This is a genomic window from Acinetobacter halotolerans, from assembly GCF_004208515.1.
In the GTDB taxonomy this organism is placed as follows: domain Bacteria; phylum Pseudomonadota; class Gammaproteobacteria; order Pseudomonadales; family Moraxellaceae; genus Acinetobacter; species Acinetobacter halotolerans.
In genome coordinates this window covers 65,881-87,531 of sequence record NZ_SGIM01000004.1, presented here as the reverse complement: position 1 = coordinate 87,531, position 21,651 = coordinate 65,881, and the positions used below count along the sequence as shown (strand labels likewise).

The following is a 21,651-nucleotide window of genomic DNA, read 5'->3' as shown; positions in this document are numbered from 1 at the left end:
ATCAAACACCGTCGCTTGCTCGAGGAGCGATTATTCTTTACCTATGACGAAAGCGTATTTCTAACTTAAATTTGCCGAATTCATGAGACCAAATACCCCATTGACGATCATATCAACCGCAATCGTCCCAATGAGCAATGCAGCTAAGCGCCCCACAATATCAAAATAACGGTCAATGTATTTTGCATGTTTATAGCGTAAATGATCATGCCCATATTTCATTAAAATCAAGATACTACAGGTCAAGAACAAGGTAACAGCAATCACAGCGACTGCAGCTGTAAAAGGTAAGGTTACCCCCGTGACCACTGCCGCACTAATCGTTCCTGGCCCAATCATAAATGGCATCGCAATCGTTCCAGCTAAGTGCTCAGGTGCACCACGCATTTCACCGATGGTATCAGCCCCCTGAAATACATAACGATAGCCAATCACTAAGAAAATTAAGCCACCAAAAATTTGAAAAGACTCAAAACGGACATTCAAATATCGGCTAAAAATATTCTCGCCGCCCCACGCGAATAAAACAAAAACAATGAAGGCAATCAAGCTCCCTTGAATAAGGGCTTTATTAAATACTGTTACATCAGTATTCCGGATAATCCCAACCATATAGACACTCATAAGGAAGGGATTTAACAATGAGAAAAACAACGCAAAAGCATGAACATAAGAAGAAAACATATAAACTCTTGGCCTTACAATTGGAGTATTTGATAGAACAATTTAAACAAAATGAGATGAGTAATTAAAAGTTTGATAAACACTTGAAATCACATGGCTGAGTTGATCGTCTTTAGTTAAATTAACAGCCGTACTGGTTTCAATAATTTTTTCACAGCACGTCCCCTAAGACTATAAAAATTAAATAGTTGTTATTAGTTTTACATATGCAGCGCGCTTTTAATTTGTATTGCATGTATATGAGTAGTATTGGAAATGTAAATCTCTAGGAAATGCATTGCCCAATAAAATACCGTTTATAAATTACGGTATAAATTCGTCAGCTTTAAGATTATTGACCATCTCTTCCAAATTATTTCGAATTAAATATGCCAAATTGATATCGATGCCTTGCAGCATTTTTTGTTCAACTTTCTCTACTACAATATTGCACTCATTCAATTTGTTTAAACCACTTTCAGTCAATGTGACCAAGATACGACGGCCATGTGTAGGATCTGGTGTTTTTTCTATCCAACCATTGCTAAATAAGTCTTGCAGAATTTTATTAGCAGACTGCGGTTTGATAAATGAACGCTCAGCCAATTTAGCATTGGACAGGTTACTTTTAGACGCCAGAACGGATAATGCAGTAAATTGAGGTAAGCTGATATTGAGATGTTTTAATTGCTCAGTTAAATGTTTACTGATGATTCGATCAATACGAGCAATCATATAACTTAGTCTAGGTTGATCTTGAATTGTTGTTGGAACTACATTTGAACGTGCCATAACCCATCATTCATCATAAAAAAAGAGAAAAGTATGAAGCTAAAGCCTCATACTTTATTTGAATTGCAACTTATTAAACGCTTGTGCGTTGTACTAAATGTACAGCTTGTTTAGGCTTTTTGACAAGCAGTAAAGCAGAGATCGCGGCGATTAAAATCACTGGAATACTGGCACCAATCACAATCGTTGAACTTTGCCCAAGTGATAATAGGAAACCCGCCATGAGTGGTCCAGCAAATGAACCAATACGACCAATTGCAACTGCTGAGCCGACGCCAGTACCACGCATCTCTGTTGGATAATACATTGCAGCCAAACCATACAATGCAGACTGTCCACCGACGATGAATAAACCGCAACCAATTGCTGAAAGTACCAGTAACGCAACCGTTGGTGAAATGGATAGACAACATAATGAGAAAAGAATACCTGTATAAATCAATTTAATCACAAAGCTCATGCGTAATTTATCCAGCATTACTCCCATTAAAATTGATCCAAAGATTCCTCCAACGTTATAGCCCATTTGCACATAATTGGCCTCAAACTTGGATAAACCTTGTGCCCCCATGAGCAACGGCAACCAATTGAGGAGAAAATATAAAACCACTAACGTACAGAAGAAACTGATCCAAATCTGAATGGTTGACATGCGTCGTTCTTTCGCAAATAAAACCTCAAAAAATGGAATTGCAGTTTGATGTTGTGTTCTGCGTTGTAAATAATCACTCGATTCAGGCAAATATTTAATAATCAAAGGAATCAATAAAATTGGTGCAATACCACCAATGTAGAAAATATGACGCCATTCAGCATCGCCAGCCAATAACATGGCCACGACAGAGGTAAGTAATCCACCGAAAGGAATACCACTATACATTATGCTTACCGCTGTGCCCTTATACTGATCTGATACAGCTTCTGAGGCCATCGTAATCATAATGGGTAATGCCCCGCCCATACCCAATCCCGTCAAGAACCGAATCAACAACAGTAAATTATAATCAGCTGCAAACGCTGTGAGTAAAGACATTATTCCAAACAACAAAATGCTCGAAATCAGAATTTTCTTTCTTCCAATAATATCTGCCAAGCGTCCACCGAGTATAGCACCCGGTAGGGTACCCAAAATCGCCGCACTAAATGCCCAAGCCATTTGCGCATTATCCAACATAAATTCTGCCCGCATACGTGGTGCGGCGACGCCCATCGATTGAAGGTCGAAACCTTCAAAAATTGCAATTGCGAAACAGAGCAGTAAGGTTATTTTTGCACCGCTCGACCGTCCTAATATTTTTTCCATTATCTTGTCCTTTTTCGACCAATCTATCCATTCAGCCTTTTTTGTGTATTGTTTATTAAACACCTCAAAAATATCAGTTAAACTTATCAAAAAATCAATATATTTTTAACTAAAAATATAAAAAAATTATAATAAATTTTATATTTTTATAAAAATCAAATAATTGAAGAATTAATCAAATAAATCTTAAAAAAGACTTGAATGTAAGTTTAACTGATATTAAATTAAATCTCAGAACACACAAATGTCACTTCAAGGAGTCAAACCATGACCTATGAAAACCGCTGGGAAACTGTAGATGTAAACGTTGAGAATGGAATCGCGTGGGTTACATTGAATCGACCAGAAAAAAAGAATGCTATGAGTCCAACACTCAACCGAGAAATGATCGATGTACTCGAAACCTTAGAGCTAGATCAAGATGCACGAGTCTTGGTGCTCACTGGTGCAGGTGATTCGTGGACCGCAGGGATGGACTTAAAAGAGTATTTCCGTGAGGTTGATACACAGCCTGAGATCTTCCAAGAACGCATTCGTCGTGATTCATGTCGTTGGCAGTGGCAACTTCTTCGTATGTATTCAAAACCAACCATTGCAATGGTGAATGGATGGTGTTTCGGTGGTGGTTTTTCCCCTCTGGTCGCATGTGACCTTGCCATTGCAGCAGATGAAGCTACTTTTGGCCTATCTGAAATTAACTGGGGTATTCCACCAGGTAATTTAGTGAGCAAGGCAATGGCAGATACGGTCGGCCATCGAGCATCGTTGTATTACATCATGACAGGCAAAACCTTCAGTGGCAAAGAAGCTGAAACAATGGGGTTAATTAATAAAAGTGTGCCATTGGCTCAACTCAAAGCTGAAGTGACCGAGCTTGCCAATAATCTGCTTGAAAAAAATCCTGTGGTACTACGTACTGCTAAAAATGGCTTCAAACGTTGCCGTGAACTCACTTGGGATCAAAACGAAGATTATTTATATGCCAAGTTGGATCAATGTATTCATCGTGATACTGAAAATGGTCGCCAAGAAGGGATGAAACAATTTTTAGATGAAAAATCAATTAAACCAGGTTTACAAAGCTATAAGCGTACTGGTTAACTCTTGATATTTCTCTTGGCAAAGTAAGGATACAACCCATGCAAAATGTACAGTTACTTATACACGGTCAAGCTTGTGCTGCTTCGAATCAAGCCACCTTTGAACGTATTAGTCCAATTGACGGCAGCGTGGCTTCTCAAGCTGCTGCTGCGACCTTGGATGATGTTGATCGTGCCATCGATTCTGCACAACAAGCTTTTAAAGTATGGTCGAAACTCTCGCCTACCGAACGCCGTTTGCGCTTATTAAAAGCAGCTGATTTGATGGACCAAAAAACTGAACTATTCATCCAAATTGGCATGCAAGAAACGGGTTCAACTGCAACTTGGTATGGGTTCAATGTCCACCTTGCTGCAAATATGCTACGCGAAGCCGCAGCCATGACCACACAAATTGATGGCAGTCTAATTCCGTCAGATGTGCCAGGCAATCTTGCAATGGGTGTGCGGGTTCCTTGCGGTGTCATTGTTGGCATTGCACCTTGGAACGCTCCGGTCATCTTGGCAACCCGTGCGCTTGCCATGCCGCTGGCTTGTGGTAACACAGTTGTATTAAAAGCATCGGAGGCTTGTCCTGCCACCCATCGCCTGATCGGTGAAGTTTTACATGAAGCAGGTCTAGGTGAAGGTGTGGTGAATGTGATTACTCACGCCGCCGAAGACGCACCACAAATCGTGGAACGTTTAGTATCTCATCCAGCGGTGAAGCGCATTAATTTTACGGGTTCAACCAAAGTCGGAAAAATTATTGCAGAGACTGCTGCAAAATATTTAAAACCGGTTTTACTCGAACTAGGTGGTAAAGCGCCTGTTGTGGTTTTAAATGACTCAGACATTAATGAAGCCGTAAATGCTGTTGCTTTTGGCGCATTCTTTAATCAAGGGCAAATTTGCATGTCGACTGAACGAGTTTTGGTTCAAGACGATATTGCTGACCAATTTATTGAAAAATTGATTGAGAAAACCCGCTCTATTCAGGCAGGTAATCCGACTTCAAAAGACAATGTGCTCGGTGTTTTAGAAAGTCATCGCGCTGCAAAACGTATTCAACATTTGCTAGAAGATGCTCAAAACAAAGGTGCCGACTTACCTTTAGGTATCCATATAGAAGACACCATCATGCAACCAACGCTGGTGCTCAATATTAAACCTGACATGTTGCTTTACCGTGAAGAATCATTTGGGCCTGTATGCACGGTTCAACGTTTTTCAAGCATCGAAGAAGCTGTAGCACTGGCAAATGACAGCGAGTTCGGCCTTTCTTCTGCAGTGTTTAGCCAAAATATTTCGCAAGCCTTAGACGTTGCTAAACAGATTGATTCGGGTATTTGTCATGTTAACGGCGCAACCGTACATGACGAAGCTCAAATGCCATTTGGCGGAACAAAATCGAGTGGATACGGTCGATTTGGTAGTAAAGTCTCTGTTGCCGAATTTACCGAACTACGCTGGATCACCATTCAGACCCAATCACGCCATTACCCGATTTAATCGGACTAATGCGGAAAACGACATATTAAATAAAAATTGCATGATGCAAAAAATAAGGCGCAGTGATGCGCTTGCCATGGAGTGAAAGAAATGCAAATGAATGCCACTCAATCACAAGACCGCGAACGGTTCGTAAAATTAGGGCAACATGATATTCATTATCACCATAAAGATGACACGCTCTATATCAGCCCAAAAGAGCAATTAAAACCATATCCACAAAAACTGACAGATCGGTTAATTCATTTTGCACAAACCAAACCAGACCATATTTTTGCAGCAAAACGCAATGCTCAAGGTGAATGGGTCAAACTGAGTTATGCAGAAGTTTTACAACGTGCATGGCACATTGCTCAGGCATTACATGAACGTAAGTTAAGCCAAGAAAGACCACTCGTTATTTTAAGTGGTAATGATCTTGAACATTTAACACTGTCTATGGCTGCCATGTTGGCAGGTGTGCCTTTCTCTGCTATTTCACCCGCCTACTCTCTGATTTCTCAAGACTTTGGCAAACTCAAACATGTGTTTGAAGTGCTGACACCGGGTATGGTCTATGCCAGCGATGGACAAGCTTTTGCCAAAGCGATTCAGGCATGTATTACACCTGACATTGAAGTGGTGACCAATAAAGGGATTGTGGGCGATCAGATCTGCACATCTTTTCAATCGCTGTTAGATACACCAGTTTCAAATGTTCAAGAGTTTTATCAAAGCCTTGATGAAAACCAGATTGCCAAATTCTTATTTACATCAGGTTCAACCAAACTCCCTAAAGCTGTACCGACCACGCATTTAATGTTGTGTGTTAATCAGCAAATGCTATTACAGACTTTCCCTGAGTTTGAAGAAACGCCACCTGTCCTACTCGACTGGCTGTCTTGGCACCACACATTTGGCGGCAGTCACAATGTCGGAATTGCACTCTATAACGGCGGTACCATTTACATTGATGATGGCAAACCCGTTGCAGGAAAATTTGACGAAACTATTCGTAATCTCAAAGAAATTTCTCCAACCGTTTATTTAAATGTGCCCAAAGGTTGGGAAGAACTCACCGAAGCGTTAGAAAAAGATGAAGAATTAAGAGACCGCTTTTTTGCTAGAGTTAAAATTCTATTCTTTGCAGGTGCAGCGCTTTCCGAAGCGGGCTGGAACAGACTCGATAAAATTGCTCAACAACATTGCGGAGAAAAAATTCGCATCATGAGCGGATTGGGTATGACCGAAACTGCTCCCTCTTGTGCTTTTACCACTGGTCCACGCGTAATGGCTGGCTTTATTGGTTACCCTGCTCCTGGATGCGAAATTAAGCTAGTTCCATGTGGTGACAAACTTGAGTTTTGTGTTCGTGGCAAACACGTTATGAAAGGCTATTGGCGCTTAAAAGCAGATCAGCAAAGCACTGTGTTTGATGATGAAGGCTTTTTCCATACGGGCGATGCAGTTCGTTTAGTCGATGTCAATGATCCAACTAAAGGCCTAATGTACGACGGAAGAATTGCCGAAGACTTTAAACTCAATACAGGCACTTTCGTCAATGTCGGCACACTACGCAACAAAGTGCTCATTCAAGGTAATTTACTGATTCAAGATGTTTGTATTACAGGTTCAAACCTAAATGCTGTTGGTTTTTTGATTTTTCCAAAACTAGATGCTTGTGCTCAACAAGCTGGTCTTAAGCTGAGCGAACATTCTCCAGCAGAGATACTACAGCATCCGAAAGTCCAGCAATTGTTCCGCCAATTTTTAACAACTTTTAATAAAGATGCGACTGGTAGTTCAAATACAGTCTCAATGCTTTATTTAATGACCGAGCCACCTCAACTCGATGCAGGCGAAGTAACCGATAAAGGTAACCTCAATCAAAGCAATATTACAAAACGTCGTGCTGCTTTAATTGATGAGCTTTATCAAAAACAGGTCGAAAACCCGCTGATTATTCGGGTACCCACCTTAAAGCAATAAGCAATTGAAATAAAAAAGGAAGCTCGAACTTCGGTTTGGGCCTTAGCCTCACTTTTGCCTAAAAAAAGGTTCAGCATGCCACACGATACAGAATTTGAACTCTTTCGGGACAGCTATCGCAGGTTCTTAAAAGAACAGGTTGCTCCGTATTATGAACAATGGGAACACGATGGCCTTATCCCACGTGATCTATGGCTTCGTCTTGGGGAAAATGGCTTTTTATGCGTCGATGTACCCGAGGAATATGGTGGTTACGGCGCTCCTGTTCATTACTCTCTCATGCTGGTTCAAGAAACTGCTCAAGCAGGCTTTGCATCTTTGGCAGTTGCCATTGGCGGGCAAAATGAGCTGGTCTCTCCTTACCTACAAAATATTGGAACCGAAGAACAAAAACGTTATTGGCTACCGAAAATGGTGACAGGTGAAGTCGTCACTGCTATTGCCATGACCGAAGCGAACGCTGGTTCAGATTTACAAGCGATACGTACTCAAGCCATTTTGGAAAATGATCACTACCGTATTCATGGTTCTAAAACGTTTATCTCAAATGGGTTACATGCCGATCTGATCGTTCTGGTAGCAAAAACCGCCCCTCAAGCCAAAGCAAAAGGTATTTCGATTTTTTTAGTGGATGCTGCTTTAGACGGTGTAAAAAAAGGCCGCTCTTTACAAAAAATCGGGCTGCATGCCCAAGATACAGCCGAACTATTTTTTGATGATGTTTGTGTGCCTGCAACTCAGCGTCTGGGGGAAGAAGGACAAGGCTTTGCTTATTTAATGCAAGAGTTACCTCGCGAACGTTTGAGTATTTCCATGATGGCTTTAGGGTCAATTTTAGGTGCCATCGAACTGACCAAAGACTACGTATTAGAGCGTAAAGCTTTCGGGAAGCCTTTAAGTCAAATGCAAAACACACGTTTTGTGCTCGCAAATGCACACATCAAAGCAAAAGCCGCACAAGCCTTTGTAGATCAATGTGCGGCGCTTTATCAACAACACCAGTTAAGCGTCACTCAAGTTGCCGCATTGAAATGCTTTATCACAGACGTCCAATGTGACGTGATTGATCAATTACTTCAGCTTTTTGGTGGCTACGGTTATATGCAGGAATATTCGATTTCACGCTTTTTTGTGGATGCGCGGGTACAAAAAATTTATGGGGGAACCAACGAGATTATGAAAGAAATCGTGGCTCGAAAGCTGCTCGGAAAATAATTCGATTTAGAAGCGAAACAAGGCAGACAGAACAATCAAGTCTGTTTTGAAAACAACAATACTATTTTCAGGAAGAAATACCATGTCGAAATTATGGATCTACTCTACCTTAATGCTCACCAGTTCAGTCTATGCAGGCAACTTCATTGATAACAGTTCAGTAGAACTAACCGCACGAAACTTTTATTTCGATCGTGACTATCAAGAAGAGTCGAGATACCCCGCAGCAAAAGATTGGACACAAGGCTTTATTCTCAAAGCAAACTCGGGCTACACCGAGGGAGCGATTGGTTTTGGGCTAGATATTCTTGCAACAGCAGGCTTCAAACTTGATGCCGATGCCGAACATGCAGGTACAGGAAATTTACTGAGGAATACGGTCACTAATGAACCCGCAAACTCTTACGGACAAATTGGTGTCACAGCAAAAGCTAAAATGAGCCAAACTGAACTTAAAGTCGGTACCTTAAAACCGATGAACCCTGTTCTAGTTGCCTCACCTGCCCGTTTATTACCACAGACCTACCGTGGTCTCTCAATTGAATCCAAAGACCTTCAAGATTTTGACTTACAAGCAGCTTACATTAATCGCGTCAACCATCGTGATTCCACTAATCATGAAAAAATGAAAATTTCAGGGGTAAATGGACGATTTAAAAGTGCTGAAACTGACGGTCTATATTATTTAGGGGGAAATTATCAGTTTAACCCTGCACTCAAACTCACCGCTTTTTATATGGATGTTGACGATCTTTATAACCAAGTGATGTTCGGAGCCTTACATCAATATCAAATTAATGATGCCACCAATCTTAGTTCACAATTACGCTATTACCGCAGTCGCGATGATGGACAGGCAAAAGCTGGTTTAGTCGATAATGATCTTTATCATGCACATTTCGAACTTAAACATCAAAACCACAAATTTATTTTTGGAACCTTTCAGCATCACGGCGATACCGCATTTCCATATTTGACTGGAGGTGAAACCGGGCTACTCATTGATACATGGCCGGGCGAGTTTTTAAACCCAAAAGAAAAAGCCTATAGCTTTCGCTATGAATATGACTTCAAAGATTATGTTCCAGGCTTACGTTTTATGACCCGTTACACCACAGGTCACAATATTTATGCACCCAACTTAGGTGGAACCAATCTAAAAGAACGCGAAACAGACTTTGATTTAGGCTACACCGTTCAAAGTGGCTGGTTAAAAAATTTAGGGCTTCGCGCGCGCTATGCCATTTATGACAATAACATGCTCTCTACTGCCAACATCAAACCTGCAAATGAAACCCGTATCAACATTGATTACACATGGAAGTTCAAATAATTCACAGCCATGGGGGTTTTATATTTTTTATAGAGCCTCTTTCTTATTCAAAATAAGAGTTTTTAATTATGGATCAAAAATTTTTAGAAAATTTACCCCCCATCCATCACCATTTAGGTGGACATAATCTCCATTGGAATGAAAAAAACACTGAACTCACCATTTATTATACGGCGCTAGAAAGCTTTACAAATCCACGCGGCACCGTTGAAGGCGGCATGATCTGCGCCATGCTTGACGATGTGATGGGACTTTTCGCATATCTTGCCAATGACCGTAAACCCGCCACCACTATCAACTTAACTATGGATTTTTTAAGACCCTGTGCTGTAGGTGAAGTCATTACAAAATGCCGTTTTATTAAACAAGGCAAAACCGTACTGAATCTCGAAAGTGAAGCTTGGCAAAACAACAAAATGATTGCTCGAAGCACCGCTAATTTTCTGGTTTTAGATTAATTACGAAATTCATTCAATAAGGATATGAATCAATGAATTATTCCAACAATAAACAAATTTTGACTCACTCAACTTTAGTGCTTGCCATACTTGGCGCTTTGGCAGGCTGTGGAAGTGATCGTGAGGACACAGCGGTTCCTTCAACAACAAAACCTCCTCAGTTGTCTGCTGCTGTGGGTGCAAAACTGACAGGAAGCTGTTCAGACTTACTTGGATTTCAATACAACAATACTGTCATTAGCTCCTCCACCCTTCAAAAAGCAGGCACATTGACTGTCGCCAACAAACCAATTCGCGCACATTGTTTAGTCAAAGGTTATATAGATCAACGTGTAAGCCCTGTCGATGGGCAAACCTATCAAATTGGTTTTGAAATGCGCTTACCTGTTGATTGGAACGGTCGTTTTCTCTATCAAGGTAATGGTGGAAGTGATGGTAATCTTGTGCCTGCAACGGGTCAGGTCGGTAGCGGCGGTCCACTCACCAATGCCCTGCATGACGGTTTTGCGGTTATTTCATCCGACGCTGGACATAATGCTTCCCAAAATCCAATGTTTGGTTTAGACCCTGAAGCCAGAATCAACTATGGTTATGGTGCGATTACCAAACTCACGCCGATGGCAAAAAATCTAATTAAAACAGCATATGGTAAATTACCAGACCGCTCCTATGCAGGCGGCACCTCTAACGGTGGTCGCCACGCCATGATTGCTGCCACCCGTTTAGGCGATCAATATGATGGAATTTTAGCAAGTACACCAGGTTTTCATTTACCTCGTGCAGCCGCGGCTCAACTCTACACAGCGCAGCAACTCCGTCGTGTCGCAACAGATGAAAATGACCTAAGTACCGCTCTTACGCTTTCAGAGCGTAAAGTATTAGCAAAAGCGATTTTAGATCGATGCGATGCCTTAGACGGTGTTGCAGATGGACTGGTTCAAGATGTCGAGGCTTGCCGTAGGGCTTTTGATATTCACCAACATGTACCCGTTTGCTTAAGCACAAGAGATGGTACTTGTTTAAGTACCGAACAAATTGATGTATTAGCCAACATTTACCGTGGTCCGGTAAACTCTGCTGGAGAAGCACTTTATGCAACTCAGCCTTTCGACCCGGGTTTAGTCGGCAGTAACTGGGCAAGTTGGAAATTCGAATCTTCAGTGGGAACAGCACGTGACCCTGTTGCCGTCGGTATTATTTTTCAGGTTCCACCAGATCCAACTGTGGTGAAAAACTCTAGACAATTTGCCTTTAATTTTAACTTCGATACCGACTATCCAAAACTATCGGCAATCAATGAGGTGTACACTGAAAGTTCGATGTCATTCATGATGCCACCCGATGAATTGAATCTAGATAAACTCCGTAATCACGGTGGAAAAATGATTGTGGTGCAAGGCACAGCAGACGGCGTTTTCTCTGTAGATGACACGCAGAACTGGTACGATCAACTACTCCAACGCTATGAAAATGATGCAAAAGGTACAGCACCTGAATTTGCACGTTTCTTTAGAGTTCCGGGCATGAACCATACCCGTGATGGCATTGCCACCGACCAATTTGATGCATTGACTGCTTTAGTTAATTGGGTCGAATATGGACAAGTACCTGACAAAATCATTGCCACTGCACGCGGCACAGGTAACCCAAGTGGTCAAGTGAATACTGAACTTCCGCAAGACTGGGCGCTAGATCGAACCCGACCACTTTGTCCTTATCCACTAATCGCCCGTTACAATGGTCAAGGCGATAGCGAAAAAGCCGAAAACTTTAGCTGTAAATAATAAATTGCGATTACTCGTGAATAAAATCAATAAAAGCTCTGGTGTACAATCAGGGCTTTTAGCTAACGCTAACCATATTGCTTAAGTATCTTAAAAAAGGTCACATCCTATCTGACATGACATTCAAATGGATTAACCAATCTTTAAAATGGGCTTAAGTGTTATACCTTGCTGGCTATCGATTGCAGCCTGATTAATATCTTTAAACTCATAGAATTTGATCAGTTTATCAAATGGAAATTTACCTTGCTGATACAATGACACCAGTTCGGGAATAAATCGTTTAGCAACACTATTTCCTTCTACAACGCCTACGATTGATTTACCACCAATCAGTAAATCATTTACATCAAATGCGGCAGTTACCCCTAATGGCGGCGCACCAACAATTGCAATTTTGCCAAGAATTCCAAGCGCATCGATGCCTTGTTTGACAATTTCAGGACGACCTGTAGATTCTAGTGCAAATTGAACACCACCCTGCGTAATTTCCTTAATTGCTTCAATAGGGTCTTGAACTTTACTATTAATCACATGTGTGGCCCCTAGCTCTTTTGCAAGGGTTAAACGAGATTCCACAATATCAACAGCGATAATAGTAGTTGCACCACACACTTTTGCAGCTAGCAAAGCACTTAACCCAACAGCACCTGCCCCCCATGTCACAAAGCTGCTGGCAGGTCTAACGCCAAGTGCATTCATGACTGCACCTGCACCTGTTTGTATACCACAGCCCAAAGGACCTAGTAATTCCAACGGTACATCTTTAGTCACTTTGACTGCATTATTTTCACGACTGATTGCATAGGTTGCAAATGAAGACTGGGCAAAAAAATGATCGTGTACTTTATGGTGATCATGTGTACAAATTGCTGAATTACCTTCAGGATCAGTGCCACCAAAGTTTCGACCAAAAAAGTCCTGACAATAAGCGGGGTTACCACTGGCACATTGTTTGCAAATCCCACAATGTCCGAAACTAAGAACCACATGATCACCGATTGCCAAATCTTTCACATTGGAGCCAATCGCTTCCACAATCCCTGATCCTTCATGCCCTAATACGGCTGGCAAAGGGACAGGATAATATTGATCTCTAACAATTAAATCGGTATGGCACATACCCGTTGCTACGATTTTAACTAACACTTCATCGTCTTGAGGCTCACGAATTTGAAGTTGTTTGAGTTCAAAATCTGCACCCTTACATTGCGTCACTGCTGCGGTAATATCAATAAAATTTGTCATATCCAAACATCCTGTATGTGATTATATTTTTATAAAAAAAATACCTTATCCATACTTCCATTCGTTTAATCTTCCTAAAAATAAGGGGTATTAAATCCAAGCAAGAAACATCTAAAACTAAATGTATCCCAGCTTAATCAAAGACCAAGCCCTATTTTTGTGCCGTAACCCAATGTGTTGTCGTATATTCCTCAACAATCCATTGGTCATTAAAGCGCCCCAAACCCGAATTCTTTTCTCCCCCAAAAGGTGCAACAGGATTATCGGCAACTGAAATTTCATTGATATGTGACATGCCTGCCTCAATACCAAGCGCAAATTTCACACCACGTTCGTGGTTTGAAGTACACACTGCACTCGATAAGCCGAATTCAGTGTCATTGGCAAGTTCAAGCGCATGTGCTTCATCACGTGCTTTTAAAATTGGCAGAACCGGCCCAAAACTTTCTTCTTTCGCCACAGCAAAATCTGGTTCGACATTAATAAATACATGTGGTCCAACTAAATTCCCATCTATTCCACCGTCAAAGAACAACGATGCTCCTTCATTCTGCGCCCGCTGAATAATACGACGGAGACTGTCCGTTTGCTGCTTGTTGATAATTGGCCCAACTAAAGTATCTTCATTAGATGGGTCTCCGACTTTAATGTTTGCTAAAGCAGGACGTAACTTTTCGAGATATTGATCGTAAATCTTTTCATCAACAATGACACGATTGGTACTCATACAAATCTGCCCTTGATGTAAGAAACGTCCCATCACCGTCAGATTCACTGCAAGGTCTAAATCAGCGTCATCTAAAATCACTAACGGGGCATTACCACCAAGTTCCAAGCCAACTCGTTTAATCAATCTTGCAGACATCGCTTTTTCAGCAACACGTTTGCCGACCTGCGTCGAACCCGTAAAGGAAATAAACTTGCTTGCGTCGTGCTCAACCACGTAGTCACCAATTTCACTACCCGCACCTACAATCACATTCAACACCCCCTCAGGTGCATTAGCCAATTCAAAGATTTTGGCAATGATCAATCCACCTGTCACGGGGGTATCACTTGCAGGTTTCAACACAACCGTATTACCCAAAATGATTGCAGGAATCACCGAGCGCATACTCAAGTGGAAAGGAAAATTCCAAGGACTTATGACTGTAATTACACCTAAAGCTTTATGAAATACCTGGCTGACTTGCCCATCATGAGCAGGTTTTAAATCAATTACCTCATTTACCGCATTCGCATATTTTAAAGATGCTTGAGAAATTGCCAGCGCAGCATCAACTTCAATATTGGCTTTAAGACGTGAGCTACCTGCTTCATTAATTAACCAATCAATAAGAGAATCACGATGTTGTTTAATCACCGTAATAATACGTTCAATCAAGGCTTGACGTTCGCTCACTGTGGTTTTTTGCCACGATTTAAATGCAGATTGCGCGGCTTGATATGCTGCATCAACATCGTGTTGATTTGCCCCTTGAATATCATCAATATGTTGATGACTATACGGATTTGTATTCGTTACAATTTTATCAGATGAACCTTTTAACCACTGTCCATTGATGAATTGTTGATTAAAACGCTGCTCTAAACTCATAATGTAGTCCTTTATAAAGAAGCAATCCATCTGCTTCATTGTTTAATATCATCTGGTCTTCTTTAAAAAGAGAAAGAAGACTGGCTATTACTTGTATCCCATTAATTTTTTTAATATTTTGATGAATTCTCTCATCGCTGTACATCTACTAAACTTTGCTGTTAGTAAGGTAAACCAACATAATTCTCAGCCAAGGTAGTCTGTCCAGCATGAGAACTTAATATATAGCTTAATTCAGCCTGTTTAATTTTATGGTCAAACTCACTTTCGGTTTCAAAACGATGCAATAGATGGGTCATCCACCAAGAAAATCGTTCTGCTTTCCATACCCGCTGCAAGCATTTCTCTGAATATTCATTGATACCCTGTTCTGAACCATCAAGATAATATTCAATCAATGCACTGGATAAATAAGCAATATCTGAAGCAGCAAGATTGAGCCCCTTCGCCCCTGTCGGAGGCACAATATGGGCTGCATCGCCTGCTAGGAACAGTTGACCAAAACGCATTGGCTCAGTCACAAAACTACGTAATGGTGCAATACTTTTTTCAATAGATCCGCCAGTCACCAACTTTTCACGACTTTCAGGATCTAGGCGGCGTTTCAACTCTTCCCAAAATCGTTCATCTGACCAATCTTCGACATGATCGGTTAATGGCACCTGCAAATAATAACGACTACGTGTTTCTGAGCGCATACTACATAAAGCGAAACCTCGTTCAGACTGCACATAAATCAACTCATCTGCAACGGGCGGCACATCCGCGAGAACACCTAACCAGCCAAATGGATAGACTTTCTCGAAAGTCTTAATTTTATCTTCTGGCACACTGGCACGACAAACACCATGATAACCATCACAGCCTGCAATGAAGTCACACTCAATTTGATAATCTTTTCCTTGATAATGAAAAGTGACTTTAGGTTTGCTGTAGAAGTCATCAACTTGTACCTGTTCCGCTTCATAAAATGAAATCAGTTCAGCATGTTCACGGGCCTGTATTAAATCTTTGGTCACTTCGGTTTGACCATAGACCGTCACCTGCTTGCCTTTTGTCAATAAAGACAAGTCAACACGTTGTTTTTTTCCATTCGTGAGTATCTCAATACCAGAGTGGGGTAAACCATTCGCTTTTAGATTTTGATCCACACCCGCTTGTTCCAATAAATCGACAGATACTTGCTCTAAAATTCCTGCGCGAATACGTGAAGCCACATACTCCGCACTGCGCTGTTCAATGATCACATGGTCGATACCCGCTTTATATAAAAGCTGTCCCAACAATAAACCTGCAGGTCCCGAACCAATAATTGCAACCTTTGTTTTAACGATTTCCATAACCACATCCTTGCACATTCCTTATCTTTTAAATTACTGCTTGCGTGGTACTGCATCTATATATGAAAATCGAAATTAGCCGCATATCATTCTAGATGTCCGATATTCGGACAAAACTCATCCAGAGCAAGGAAGTTCAAATGTCTAAACTAGATCGTTTTTTGCAGCATCCCCATTTAAATGAACAGATTCGGCAGGAAGACTATATTGCAGGATTAGGCAAAGGACTTAGTTTATTAGAAGCTTTTGGCGTAGACCGACAACGTTTAAATGTGACTCAAGTCGCTGAACGCACAGGCATGAGTCGAACAGCAGCAAGACGATATTTAAAGACATTAAAATATCTTGGCTATTTAGAAACAGATGAACATTATTTTTGGCTCACGCATCGGGTATTACGCTTCTCAAGTTCTTATTTAAGTTCCGCGCATTTACCAAAGATCGCACAATCTTTTTTAAATCTCTTATGTGCCCAGACCACGCTGACTTTTTCAATAGTGGTCTTAGATGAAAATGAGGTTGTGCCCATCGCCCGTAGTTATCTGCCTCAACAAGATAATCTCAGAGTCAGTCCTTTCGGTATGCATTTAGGCAATCGCTTACCCGCACATGCCACCTCTACAGGTAAAATTTTATTGGCGGCATTATCACCAGAACAGCAAAAACTTTGGGTAAAAAAATATGGATTAAAACGTTTAACTGCATTTACAGAAACCGATGAAGCCGCTTTTTTAGAACGTTTAAAACAAATCGCAGGATTAGACTATTGTCTATCCAAAGAGCAACATGAGCTTGGGGTCATCGCGATCGCAGTACCTGTTTTAAATGCTCAAGGCCAAGCTGTTGCAGCTTTAAACTGTATGTCTCAAACCAATCGTGTTCAAGAAAACTATTTGATTCAACAAGTCTTGCCTTTACTCCGTAATACAGCAAACGAGTTGAGAAGCATGGTTTAAATTCTTGGAATATGAGCTCATAAAATACAAGACCTCCTTTCGGAGGCCTATTCTTTATCTTTTAGATAAGTCTTAGAAGGTTACTCGTGAATACTGACGATAGGCTGGGGTCCAGAAATTATCATCAATTACGGTTTTAAGCACATCGTTACTCATTGGCATTGCTAAGCCATCTGCCATCGCAGCTTTTGCCACCTTAAATGCGATAAACTTAGAAACCTGTTGAATATCATTGATGTTGGGCAATAAGTCAGCTGCTGGATTTTTCAATCGTGGTGAACAATCTGCTAAAGCCGTGCTTGCCGCCATGAGCATTGAATCACTGATATGTGTCGCACCACAAGCAATCACACCTAAGCCAATACCCGGAAAAATATAAGAGTTATTACACTGCGCAATCGGATACGCTTTGCCTTGGAAAAATACAGGGGCAAAAGGACTGCCAGTCGCGACAATCGCCGCACCTTGTGTCCATTCGATAATATCTTTTGGCTGTGCTTCGACTTGAGAAGTTGGATTCGACAACGGTAAAACAATCGGATGTTTATAATATTTGGCTAAGCTTTTAATCACTTCTTCACTAAACAATCCTGCCTGCCCTGACACGCCAATCAAAATACTCGGTTTGGCGTTTTGCACCACATCTAATAAGGCAATGTTTTTACCCTGTCCTTCCCATGACTGAATTGCAGCAACTGGCGTTGCCAATTTTTGTTGGAAGTCCAACAGGTTTTCTTGTTGATCGGTCATTAAACCAAAGCGATCTACCATAAAGATACGTGAACGTGCCTCATGGTCACTCAAGCCCTCATCAATCATCTGTCTCACGATATGTTCAGCGATACCACAACCAGCCGAACCTGCACCAACAAAGGTAATGGTTTGATCTTTGAGTTGTTTGCCCTGCGCACGTGATGCAGCGATCAAAGTCGCAACAGTGACCGCTGCCGTGCCTTGGATATCATCATTAAAACAGCAAATTTTGTCACGGTATTGAGTCAGTAAAGGCATAGCATTATGTTGAGCAAAATCCTCAAACTGGATCAATACATCAGGCCAACGTTGGCGAATGGCGGTAATAATCTGCTCAACAAACTCATAGTATTGTTCACCTGTTATCCGAGGCTGTTTCAAGCCCATATAGATCGGGTCATTGAGTAACTGTTGATTATTGGTACCCACATCAATGGTAATTGGCAATGTATACGCAGGACTGATACCACCACAAGCGGTATATAAGGATAATTTCCCAATTGGAATCCCCATACCACCAATACCTTGATCGCCTAGACCGAGGATGCGCTCACCATCTGTAATCACGATCACTTTGACGTTTTTCTTATTGACGTTATGAATGATTTGGTCGATATATTCACGCTCACCGTAAGAAATAAAGATGCCACGATGACGACGATAAATGTCCGAGAAACGCTGACAAGCCTCTCCTACTGTTGGGGTATAAATAATCGGTAGCATTTCATCTAAATGCTGACTCAATAAATTATAAAATAGCGTTTCATTGGTATCTTGGATATTTCGCAAATAAATATGCTTATTCATATCACTCCCAAAAGAAAGATATTGCTGATAAGAACGTTGGGTTTGTTCTTCAATATTTTCGATATTGTTGGGAATGAGACCATGCAAATTAAATCTTTCGCGTTCTTCTTCAGAAAAAGCAGATCCTTTATTTAACAAAGGTAATTCTAAAAGTGCGTTTCCAGCATAAGGGATATATAAAGGTTTTTTGGTTTTAATCTGGTTCACTGTCATACCGCGCTCTTCAACCTATCCGTCAAATATAAAAATTTCTTCGCTCAAGTTCCTATAAAACTGAACTATGGCGTAGTGAATAATTTACACCAATAGCGACGCAAAACTGTATTTATCTGGTTGCATGAAAAGCGATAAGATATTTAGGAGCTAAATGATTGCTTCACAAGAATCATTGGTATTGAGGCAATAAAATTGTGATCAGTGCTATGTACGCTCATTTTCTAATTGAAAAATAATACAAAATAAAGAAGGTCTAATAAAAGCGAGAATTTAGCACCATAAATATAAACAGATTAAAAGAGAAACTCTGAGCTCTTTTAATCTGTTTTCAATACGAAGCTGCTTTAACTTTGCTCAGAAAGGACCTTCGTTTCCCAACGATTGGCACGTTTGAACGTTCCTAGATCATTAAATCGAACGCCCATATCACGCATAACTTTGTGCGCAACAGGAGCCGTCATTTGACGGAGATAAAATGGCTCTTTAACCACAAAGTGATGAATCGCATGAGTAGAACCAAAATTAAAACAAAATAACTGGAATGGCATCATCCACCATGGCTTGAGGACTTGAGTTTGCTGAATCACATTGCCCAACTCAACATCGCCGTAGTAATGCATATTACTGGTCACAAAATGTAAGCAGAAAGTACGTAATACATTCGGTGCAATCCAAACAACCGTTAAGATATTTACTACATGCATCACTTGTAACGTGGTAGCCGACCATAAAATTGAAGTGTCTGCCAACATTGCGACCAAGTTAACTGCATGGTAGCCCAAAAACACATACCAAAGAGACCAGTGAATGATACCTAATGGGAAATAGGCTTTGAAACTACGCTTCAAAATCATTTTACGTACAGTCCAGTTATTCGCAGAAATGACTCGGAATAACACAGCTAGCCCATTATCACCTGTCGCAAAGAAACGGCGGATCCCCCAGACATCGCCATTACCTAAAGCTCTTTCTTCAATATCATGTTCGGTACCAGACATTTTATGATGATTAAAATGTAACTCTCGGCGCGCCCATGGGTTAATCGTGCTTGGACGAGCCAACCACACCAACCCCATCATCAAATGATGTGCCCATGGTTTTTTACGGAAATACATCCAGTGAATCAAATCATGTTCTAATTCATGAGTTAAAGAAGCAAAAAAAGCAATCAGTGGAATCGTCCACCAGACAGAGAGTTGATGTACGATATAAAAGTAAGCTGTTACGCCCATACCAGCTAAAGAAAAAGCCAAAATCAGGGCACCTATTGCATTTTGATGCTTCAAAATAGAATATTTTTTGCGTAAGGCAACGCCTTCTGCGTTTACCACTTTTTTAATATATTCTGTTTTTTCTGCGTCCGTCCAACCAGATGGATCTTGGTAAGTATAACTCATAAACTTTTCCTTGGTTTTTCCTATACCCTTACTTTATTTATATCGCCCTGAACATGCTTAACTCAGAATGCCAAACTCTTGGCTGTTGACGCCAACTTATTGTTATTCACAAAAATAAGCAGAAAAACTTTGATTAAAACCTTTTATACTTGTCATCGGAATCTGATTTATACGTTATAGGATATGACATGTCACAGACAGCAACAGCACTGACCAGTTGGGTGAAAGCGATTCAAAAAGCCCTTGAAAAAGCAGGCTGTGATAGTCAAGAGTTATTGAAGCAAGCAGGCTTGGATATTCAAGTTTTGAATGATCCCAATGCCAGATACTCATTAGAGCAGACTGCACATTTATGGCGTTTATCCGTTGAAGCCACGCAGGACTCCTGCTTTGGTCTTAAAGTTGCCAGTCAGGTCAATCACCATACCTTTCATGTTCTTGGTAACTCACTGAATACCAGTGTGACTCTAAAAGAAATGTTTGGGCGAATCATTCGTTATTTCCGTTTGGTGACCAATATTCCAGAGCTTGAATTTTTTAGCAAAGGCAGCAACCACTATTTCTTAATCCATGTGCCTGAACAAGTACAACCTGAAGCAATCGACGCTTTTATTTCTGTATTCATTCGGGCTTCACGGGCGTTACAAGGTTCTGATTTCTCACCACTACGCATCGAACTGCGTCGTTCAGAGCCAGCAGATCTTGAGACCTATCAAAGTATTCTAAAAACACCTATCGTTTTTAATGCGCCAAAGGACATGATGGTGTTTGATACAGCCAGCATCGAACAGCCCTTAGACGGTGCAAACCCTGAGCTGACGCAAGAATATGATGAAATCATCATGCGTTATCTCGCTCGCTTTGATAAAGAAAATATACTTGCCCGAGTGAAGTTAAAACTCATTGAACGCTTATCTACTGGGGAAATACACCAACAAGAGATCGCCAAGAGTCTAGGCTTGAGCATACGCAGTTTGCAACGGAAACTGTCTGAGGAAAAAACAACTTTTAGCGAGTTATTGGATAACACAAGGCAAGAGTTGGCCATGTCCTATATCAAGAACATTGCTTATAGTATTACTGAAATTGCTTATATTCTCGGGTTTACTGATGTGAGTAGCTTCTCTCGCGCTTTTCGACGTTGGACCAATTCCTCGCCAGTAAAATATCGTGATAATAATATTTCCAATCCATTGTCCAATCACTAAAAATAAAATAGATAAAAAACGG

Annotated in this window: 17 protein-coding genes; 9 read left to right on the top strand and 8 right to left on the bottom strand. The window is 40.9% G+C overall.

All coding sequences use genetic code 11. The features are described 5' to 3' along the window. Positions 1-60: 60 nt before the first annotated feature. The 3 genes from EXE30_RS06505 to mhpT all read right to left on the bottom strand — a co-directional run bounded on the left by EXE30_RS06505 (position 61) and on the right by mhpT (position 2,758). The gene (locus EXE30_RS06505) at positions 61-684 is read right to left on the bottom strand and encodes a MarC family protein (RefSeq protein ID WP_130161703.1); all 624 of its coding nucleotides are present in this window, start codon (positions 682-684) and stop codon (positions 61-63) included. A 303-nt stretch (positions 685-987) separates the two neighbouring features. After that, the gene (locus EXE30_RS06500; RefSeq protein ID WP_130161702.1) at positions 988-1,455 is read right to left on the bottom strand and encodes a MarR family winged helix-turn-helix transcriptional regulator; all 468 of its coding nucleotides are present in this window, start codon (positions 1,453-1,455) and stop codon (positions 988-990) included. Between the two features lie 73 nt (positions 1,456-1,528). Then, the gene (gene mhpT / locus EXE30_RS06495) at positions 1,529-2,758 is read right to left on the bottom strand and encodes a 3-(3-hydroxy-phenyl)propionate transporter MhpT (protein ID WP_130161701.1); all 1,230 of its coding nucleotides are present in this window, start codon (positions 2,756-2,758) and stop codon (positions 1,529-1,531) included. A gap of 267 nt (positions 2,759-3,025) precedes the next feature. On the opposite strand from mhpT, the gene EXE30_RS06490 reads away from it, so the two are divergent. From EXE30_RS06490 to EXE30_RS06460, 7 genes are all read left to right on the top strand, one after another. Beyond that, the gene (locus EXE30_RS06490) at positions 3,026-3,859 is read left to right on the top strand and encodes a p-hydroxycinnamoyl CoA hydratase/lyase (protein ID WP_130161700.1); all 834 of its coding nucleotides are present in this window, start codon (positions 3,026-3,028) and stop codon (positions 3,857-3,859) included. Positions 3,860-3,897: 38 nt separating this feature from the next. Next, on the top strand, positions 3,898-5,349 hold the full coding sequence (locus tag EXE30_RS06485; protein ID WP_130161699.1) for an aldehyde dehydrogenase: 1,452 nt from the start codon (positions 3,898-3,900) through the stop codon (positions 5,347-5,349). 81 nt (positions 5,350-5,430) lie between these two features. Then, the gene (locus EXE30_RS06480; RefSeq protein WP_171457336.1) at positions 5,431-7,317 is read left to right on the top strand and encodes a feruloyl-CoA synthase; all 1,887 of its coding nucleotides are present in this window, start codon (positions 5,431-5,433) and stop codon (positions 7,315-7,317) included. Positions 7,318-7,392: 75 nt separating this feature from the next. After that, positions 7,393-8,532, top strand: a complete 1,140-nt coding sequence (locus EXE30_RS06475; RefSeq protein ID WP_130161697.1) for an acyl-CoA dehydrogenase family protein — start codon at positions 7,393-7,395, stop codon at positions 8,530-8,532. An 82-nt stretch (positions 8,533-8,614) separates the two neighbouring features. Next, positions 8,615-9,865, top strand: coding sequence for an OprD family porin (locus tag EXE30_RS06470; protein WP_213072743.1), 1,251 nt, complete (start codon positions 8,615-8,617; stop codon positions 9,863-9,865). 68 nt (positions 9,866-9,933) lie between these two features. After that, the gene (locus tag EXE30_RS06465) at positions 9,934-10,323 is read left to right on the top strand and encodes a PaaI family thioesterase (protein ID WP_130161696.1); all 390 of its coding nucleotides are present in this window, start codon (positions 9,934-9,936) and stop codon (positions 10,321-10,323) included. A gap of 32 nt (positions 10,324-10,355) precedes the next feature. After that, complete coding sequence (locus EXE30_RS06460) at positions 10,356-12,107, top strand: tannase/feruloyl esterase family alpha/beta hydrolase (protein ID WP_130161695.1); 1,752 nt, start codon at positions 10,356-10,358, stop codon at positions 12,105-12,107. Between the two features lie 132 nt (positions 12,108-12,239). Here EXE30_RS06460 and EXE30_RS06455 read toward each other — a convergent pair whose 3' ends face one another. The 3 genes from EXE30_RS06455 to pobA all read right to left on the bottom strand — a co-directional run bounded on the left by EXE30_RS06455 (position 12,240) and on the right by pobA (position 16,292). Then, positions 12,240-13,355 carry an NAD(P)-dependent alcohol dehydrogenase gene (locus tag EXE30_RS06455; RefSeq protein WP_130161694.1) on the bottom strand — a complete coding sequence of 372 codons (1,116 nt, stop codon included), beginning with the start codon at positions 13,353-13,355 and terminating at the stop codon, positions 12,240-12,242. Positions 13,356-13,506: 151 nt separating this feature from the next. After that, entirely contained in the window at positions 13,507-14,991 is a 1,485-nt protein-coding gene (locus EXE30_RS06450; protein ID WP_130161693.1) for an aldehyde dehydrogenase family protein, read from the bottom strand. 122 nt (positions 14,992-15,113) lie between these two features. Further along, positions 15,114-16,292 carry a 4-hydroxybenzoate 3-monooxygenase gene (gene pobA / locus EXE30_RS06445; protein ID WP_130161692.1) on the bottom strand — a complete coding sequence of 393 codons (1,179 nt, stop codon included), beginning with the start codon at positions 16,290-16,292 and terminating at the stop codon, positions 15,114-15,116. A gap of 140 nt (positions 16,293-16,432) precedes the next feature. Between pobA and EXE30_RS06440 the strand changes: the two genes are divergently transcribed. Beyond that, positions 16,433-17,248, top strand: coding sequence for an IclR family transcriptional regulator domain-containing protein (locus EXE30_RS06440; protein WP_130161691.1), 816 nt, complete (start codon positions 16,433-16,435; stop codon positions 17,246-17,248). 72 nt (positions 17,249-17,320) lie between these two features. Here the strand turns inward: EXE30_RS06440 and EXE30_RS06435 are convergent, their stop codons facing one another. Together EXE30_RS06435 and EXE30_RS06430 are read right to left on the bottom strand one after the other, a co-directional pair. Beyond that, positions 17,321-19,021 (bottom strand): NAD-dependent malic enzyme, encoded by a 1,701-nt coding sequence (locus EXE30_RS06435; RefSeq protein ID WP_130161690.1) that lies wholly within the window; start codon positions 19,019-19,021, stop codon positions 17,321-17,323. A gap of 347 nt (positions 19,022-19,368) precedes the next feature. Beyond that, entirely contained in the window at positions 19,369-20,421 is a 1,053-nt protein-coding gene (locus tag EXE30_RS06430) for a fatty acid desaturase (RefSeq protein WP_121929466.1), read from the bottom strand. 188 nt (positions 20,422-20,609) lie between these two features. On the opposite strand from EXE30_RS06430, the gene EXE30_RS06425 reads away from it, so the two are divergent. Then, positions 20,610-21,629 carry an AraC family transcriptional regulator gene (locus EXE30_RS06425; RefSeq protein WP_121929465.1) on the top strand — a complete coding sequence of 340 codons (1,020 nt, stop codon included), beginning with the start codon at positions 20,610-20,612 and terminating at the stop codon, positions 21,627-21,629. The last annotated feature ends 22 nt before the right edge of the window (positions 21,630-21,651 follow it).

Coding starts and splice junctions, on each gene's coding strand:
- EXE30_RS06470 (WP_213072743.1), top strand. CDS start 8,615: ATGTCGAAATTATGGATCTACTCTACCTTAATGCTCACCAGTTCAGTC.
- EXE30_RS06430 (WP_121929466.1), bottom strand. CDS start 20,421: ATGAGTTATACTTACCAAGATCCATCTGGTTGGACGGACGCAGAAAAA.
- EXE30_RS06450 (WP_130161693.1), bottom strand. CDS start 14,991: ATGAAGCAGATGGATTGCTTCTTTATAAAGGACTACATTATGAGTTTA.
- EXE30_RS06455 (WP_130161694.1), bottom strand. CDS start 13,355: ATGACAAATTTTATTGATATTACCGCAGCAGTGACGCAATGTAAGGGT.
- pobA (WP_130161692.1), bottom strand. CDS start 16,292: ATGGAAATCGTTAAAACAAAGGTTGCAATTATTGGTTCGGGACCTGCA.
- EXE30_RS06490 (WP_130161700.1), top strand. CDS start 3,026: ATGACCTATGAAAACCGCTGGGAAACTGTAGATGTAAACGTTGAGAAT.
- EXE30_RS06440 (WP_130161691.1), top strand. CDS start 16,433: ATGTCTAAACTAGATCGTTTTTTGCAGCATCCCCATTTAAATGAACAG.
- EXE30_RS06505 (WP_130161703.1), bottom strand. CDS start 684: ATGTTTTCTTCTTATGTTCATGCTTTTGCGTTGTTTTTCTCATTGTTA.
- EXE30_RS06475 (WP_130161697.1), top strand. CDS start 7,393: ATGCCACACGATACAGAATTTGAACTCTTTCGGGACAGCTATCGCAGG.
- EXE30_RS06460 (WP_130161695.1), top strand. CDS start 10,356: ATGAATTATTCCAACAATAAACAAATTTTGACTCACTCAACTTTAGTG.
- EXE30_RS06465 (WP_130161696.1), top strand. CDS start 9,934: ATGGATCAAAAATTTTTAGAAAATTTACCCCCCATCCATCACCATTTA.
- mhpT (WP_130161701.1), bottom strand. CDS start 2,758: ATGGAAAAAATATTAGGACGGTCGAGCGGTGCAAAAATAACCTTACTG.
- EXE30_RS06500 (WP_130161702.1), bottom strand. CDS start 1,455: ATGGCACGTTCAAATGTAGTTCCAACAACAATTCAAGATCAACCTAGA.
- EXE30_RS06425 (WP_121929465.1), top strand. CDS start 20,610: ATGTCACAGACAGCAACAGCACTGACCAGTTGGGTGAAAGCGATTCAA.
- EXE30_RS06485 (WP_130161699.1), top strand. CDS start 3,898: ATGCAAAATGTACAGTTACTTATACACGGTCAAGCTTGTGCTGCTTCG.
- EXE30_RS06435 (WP_130161690.1), bottom strand. CDS start 19,021: ATGACAGTGAACCAGATTAAAACCAAAAAACCTTTATATATCCCTTAT.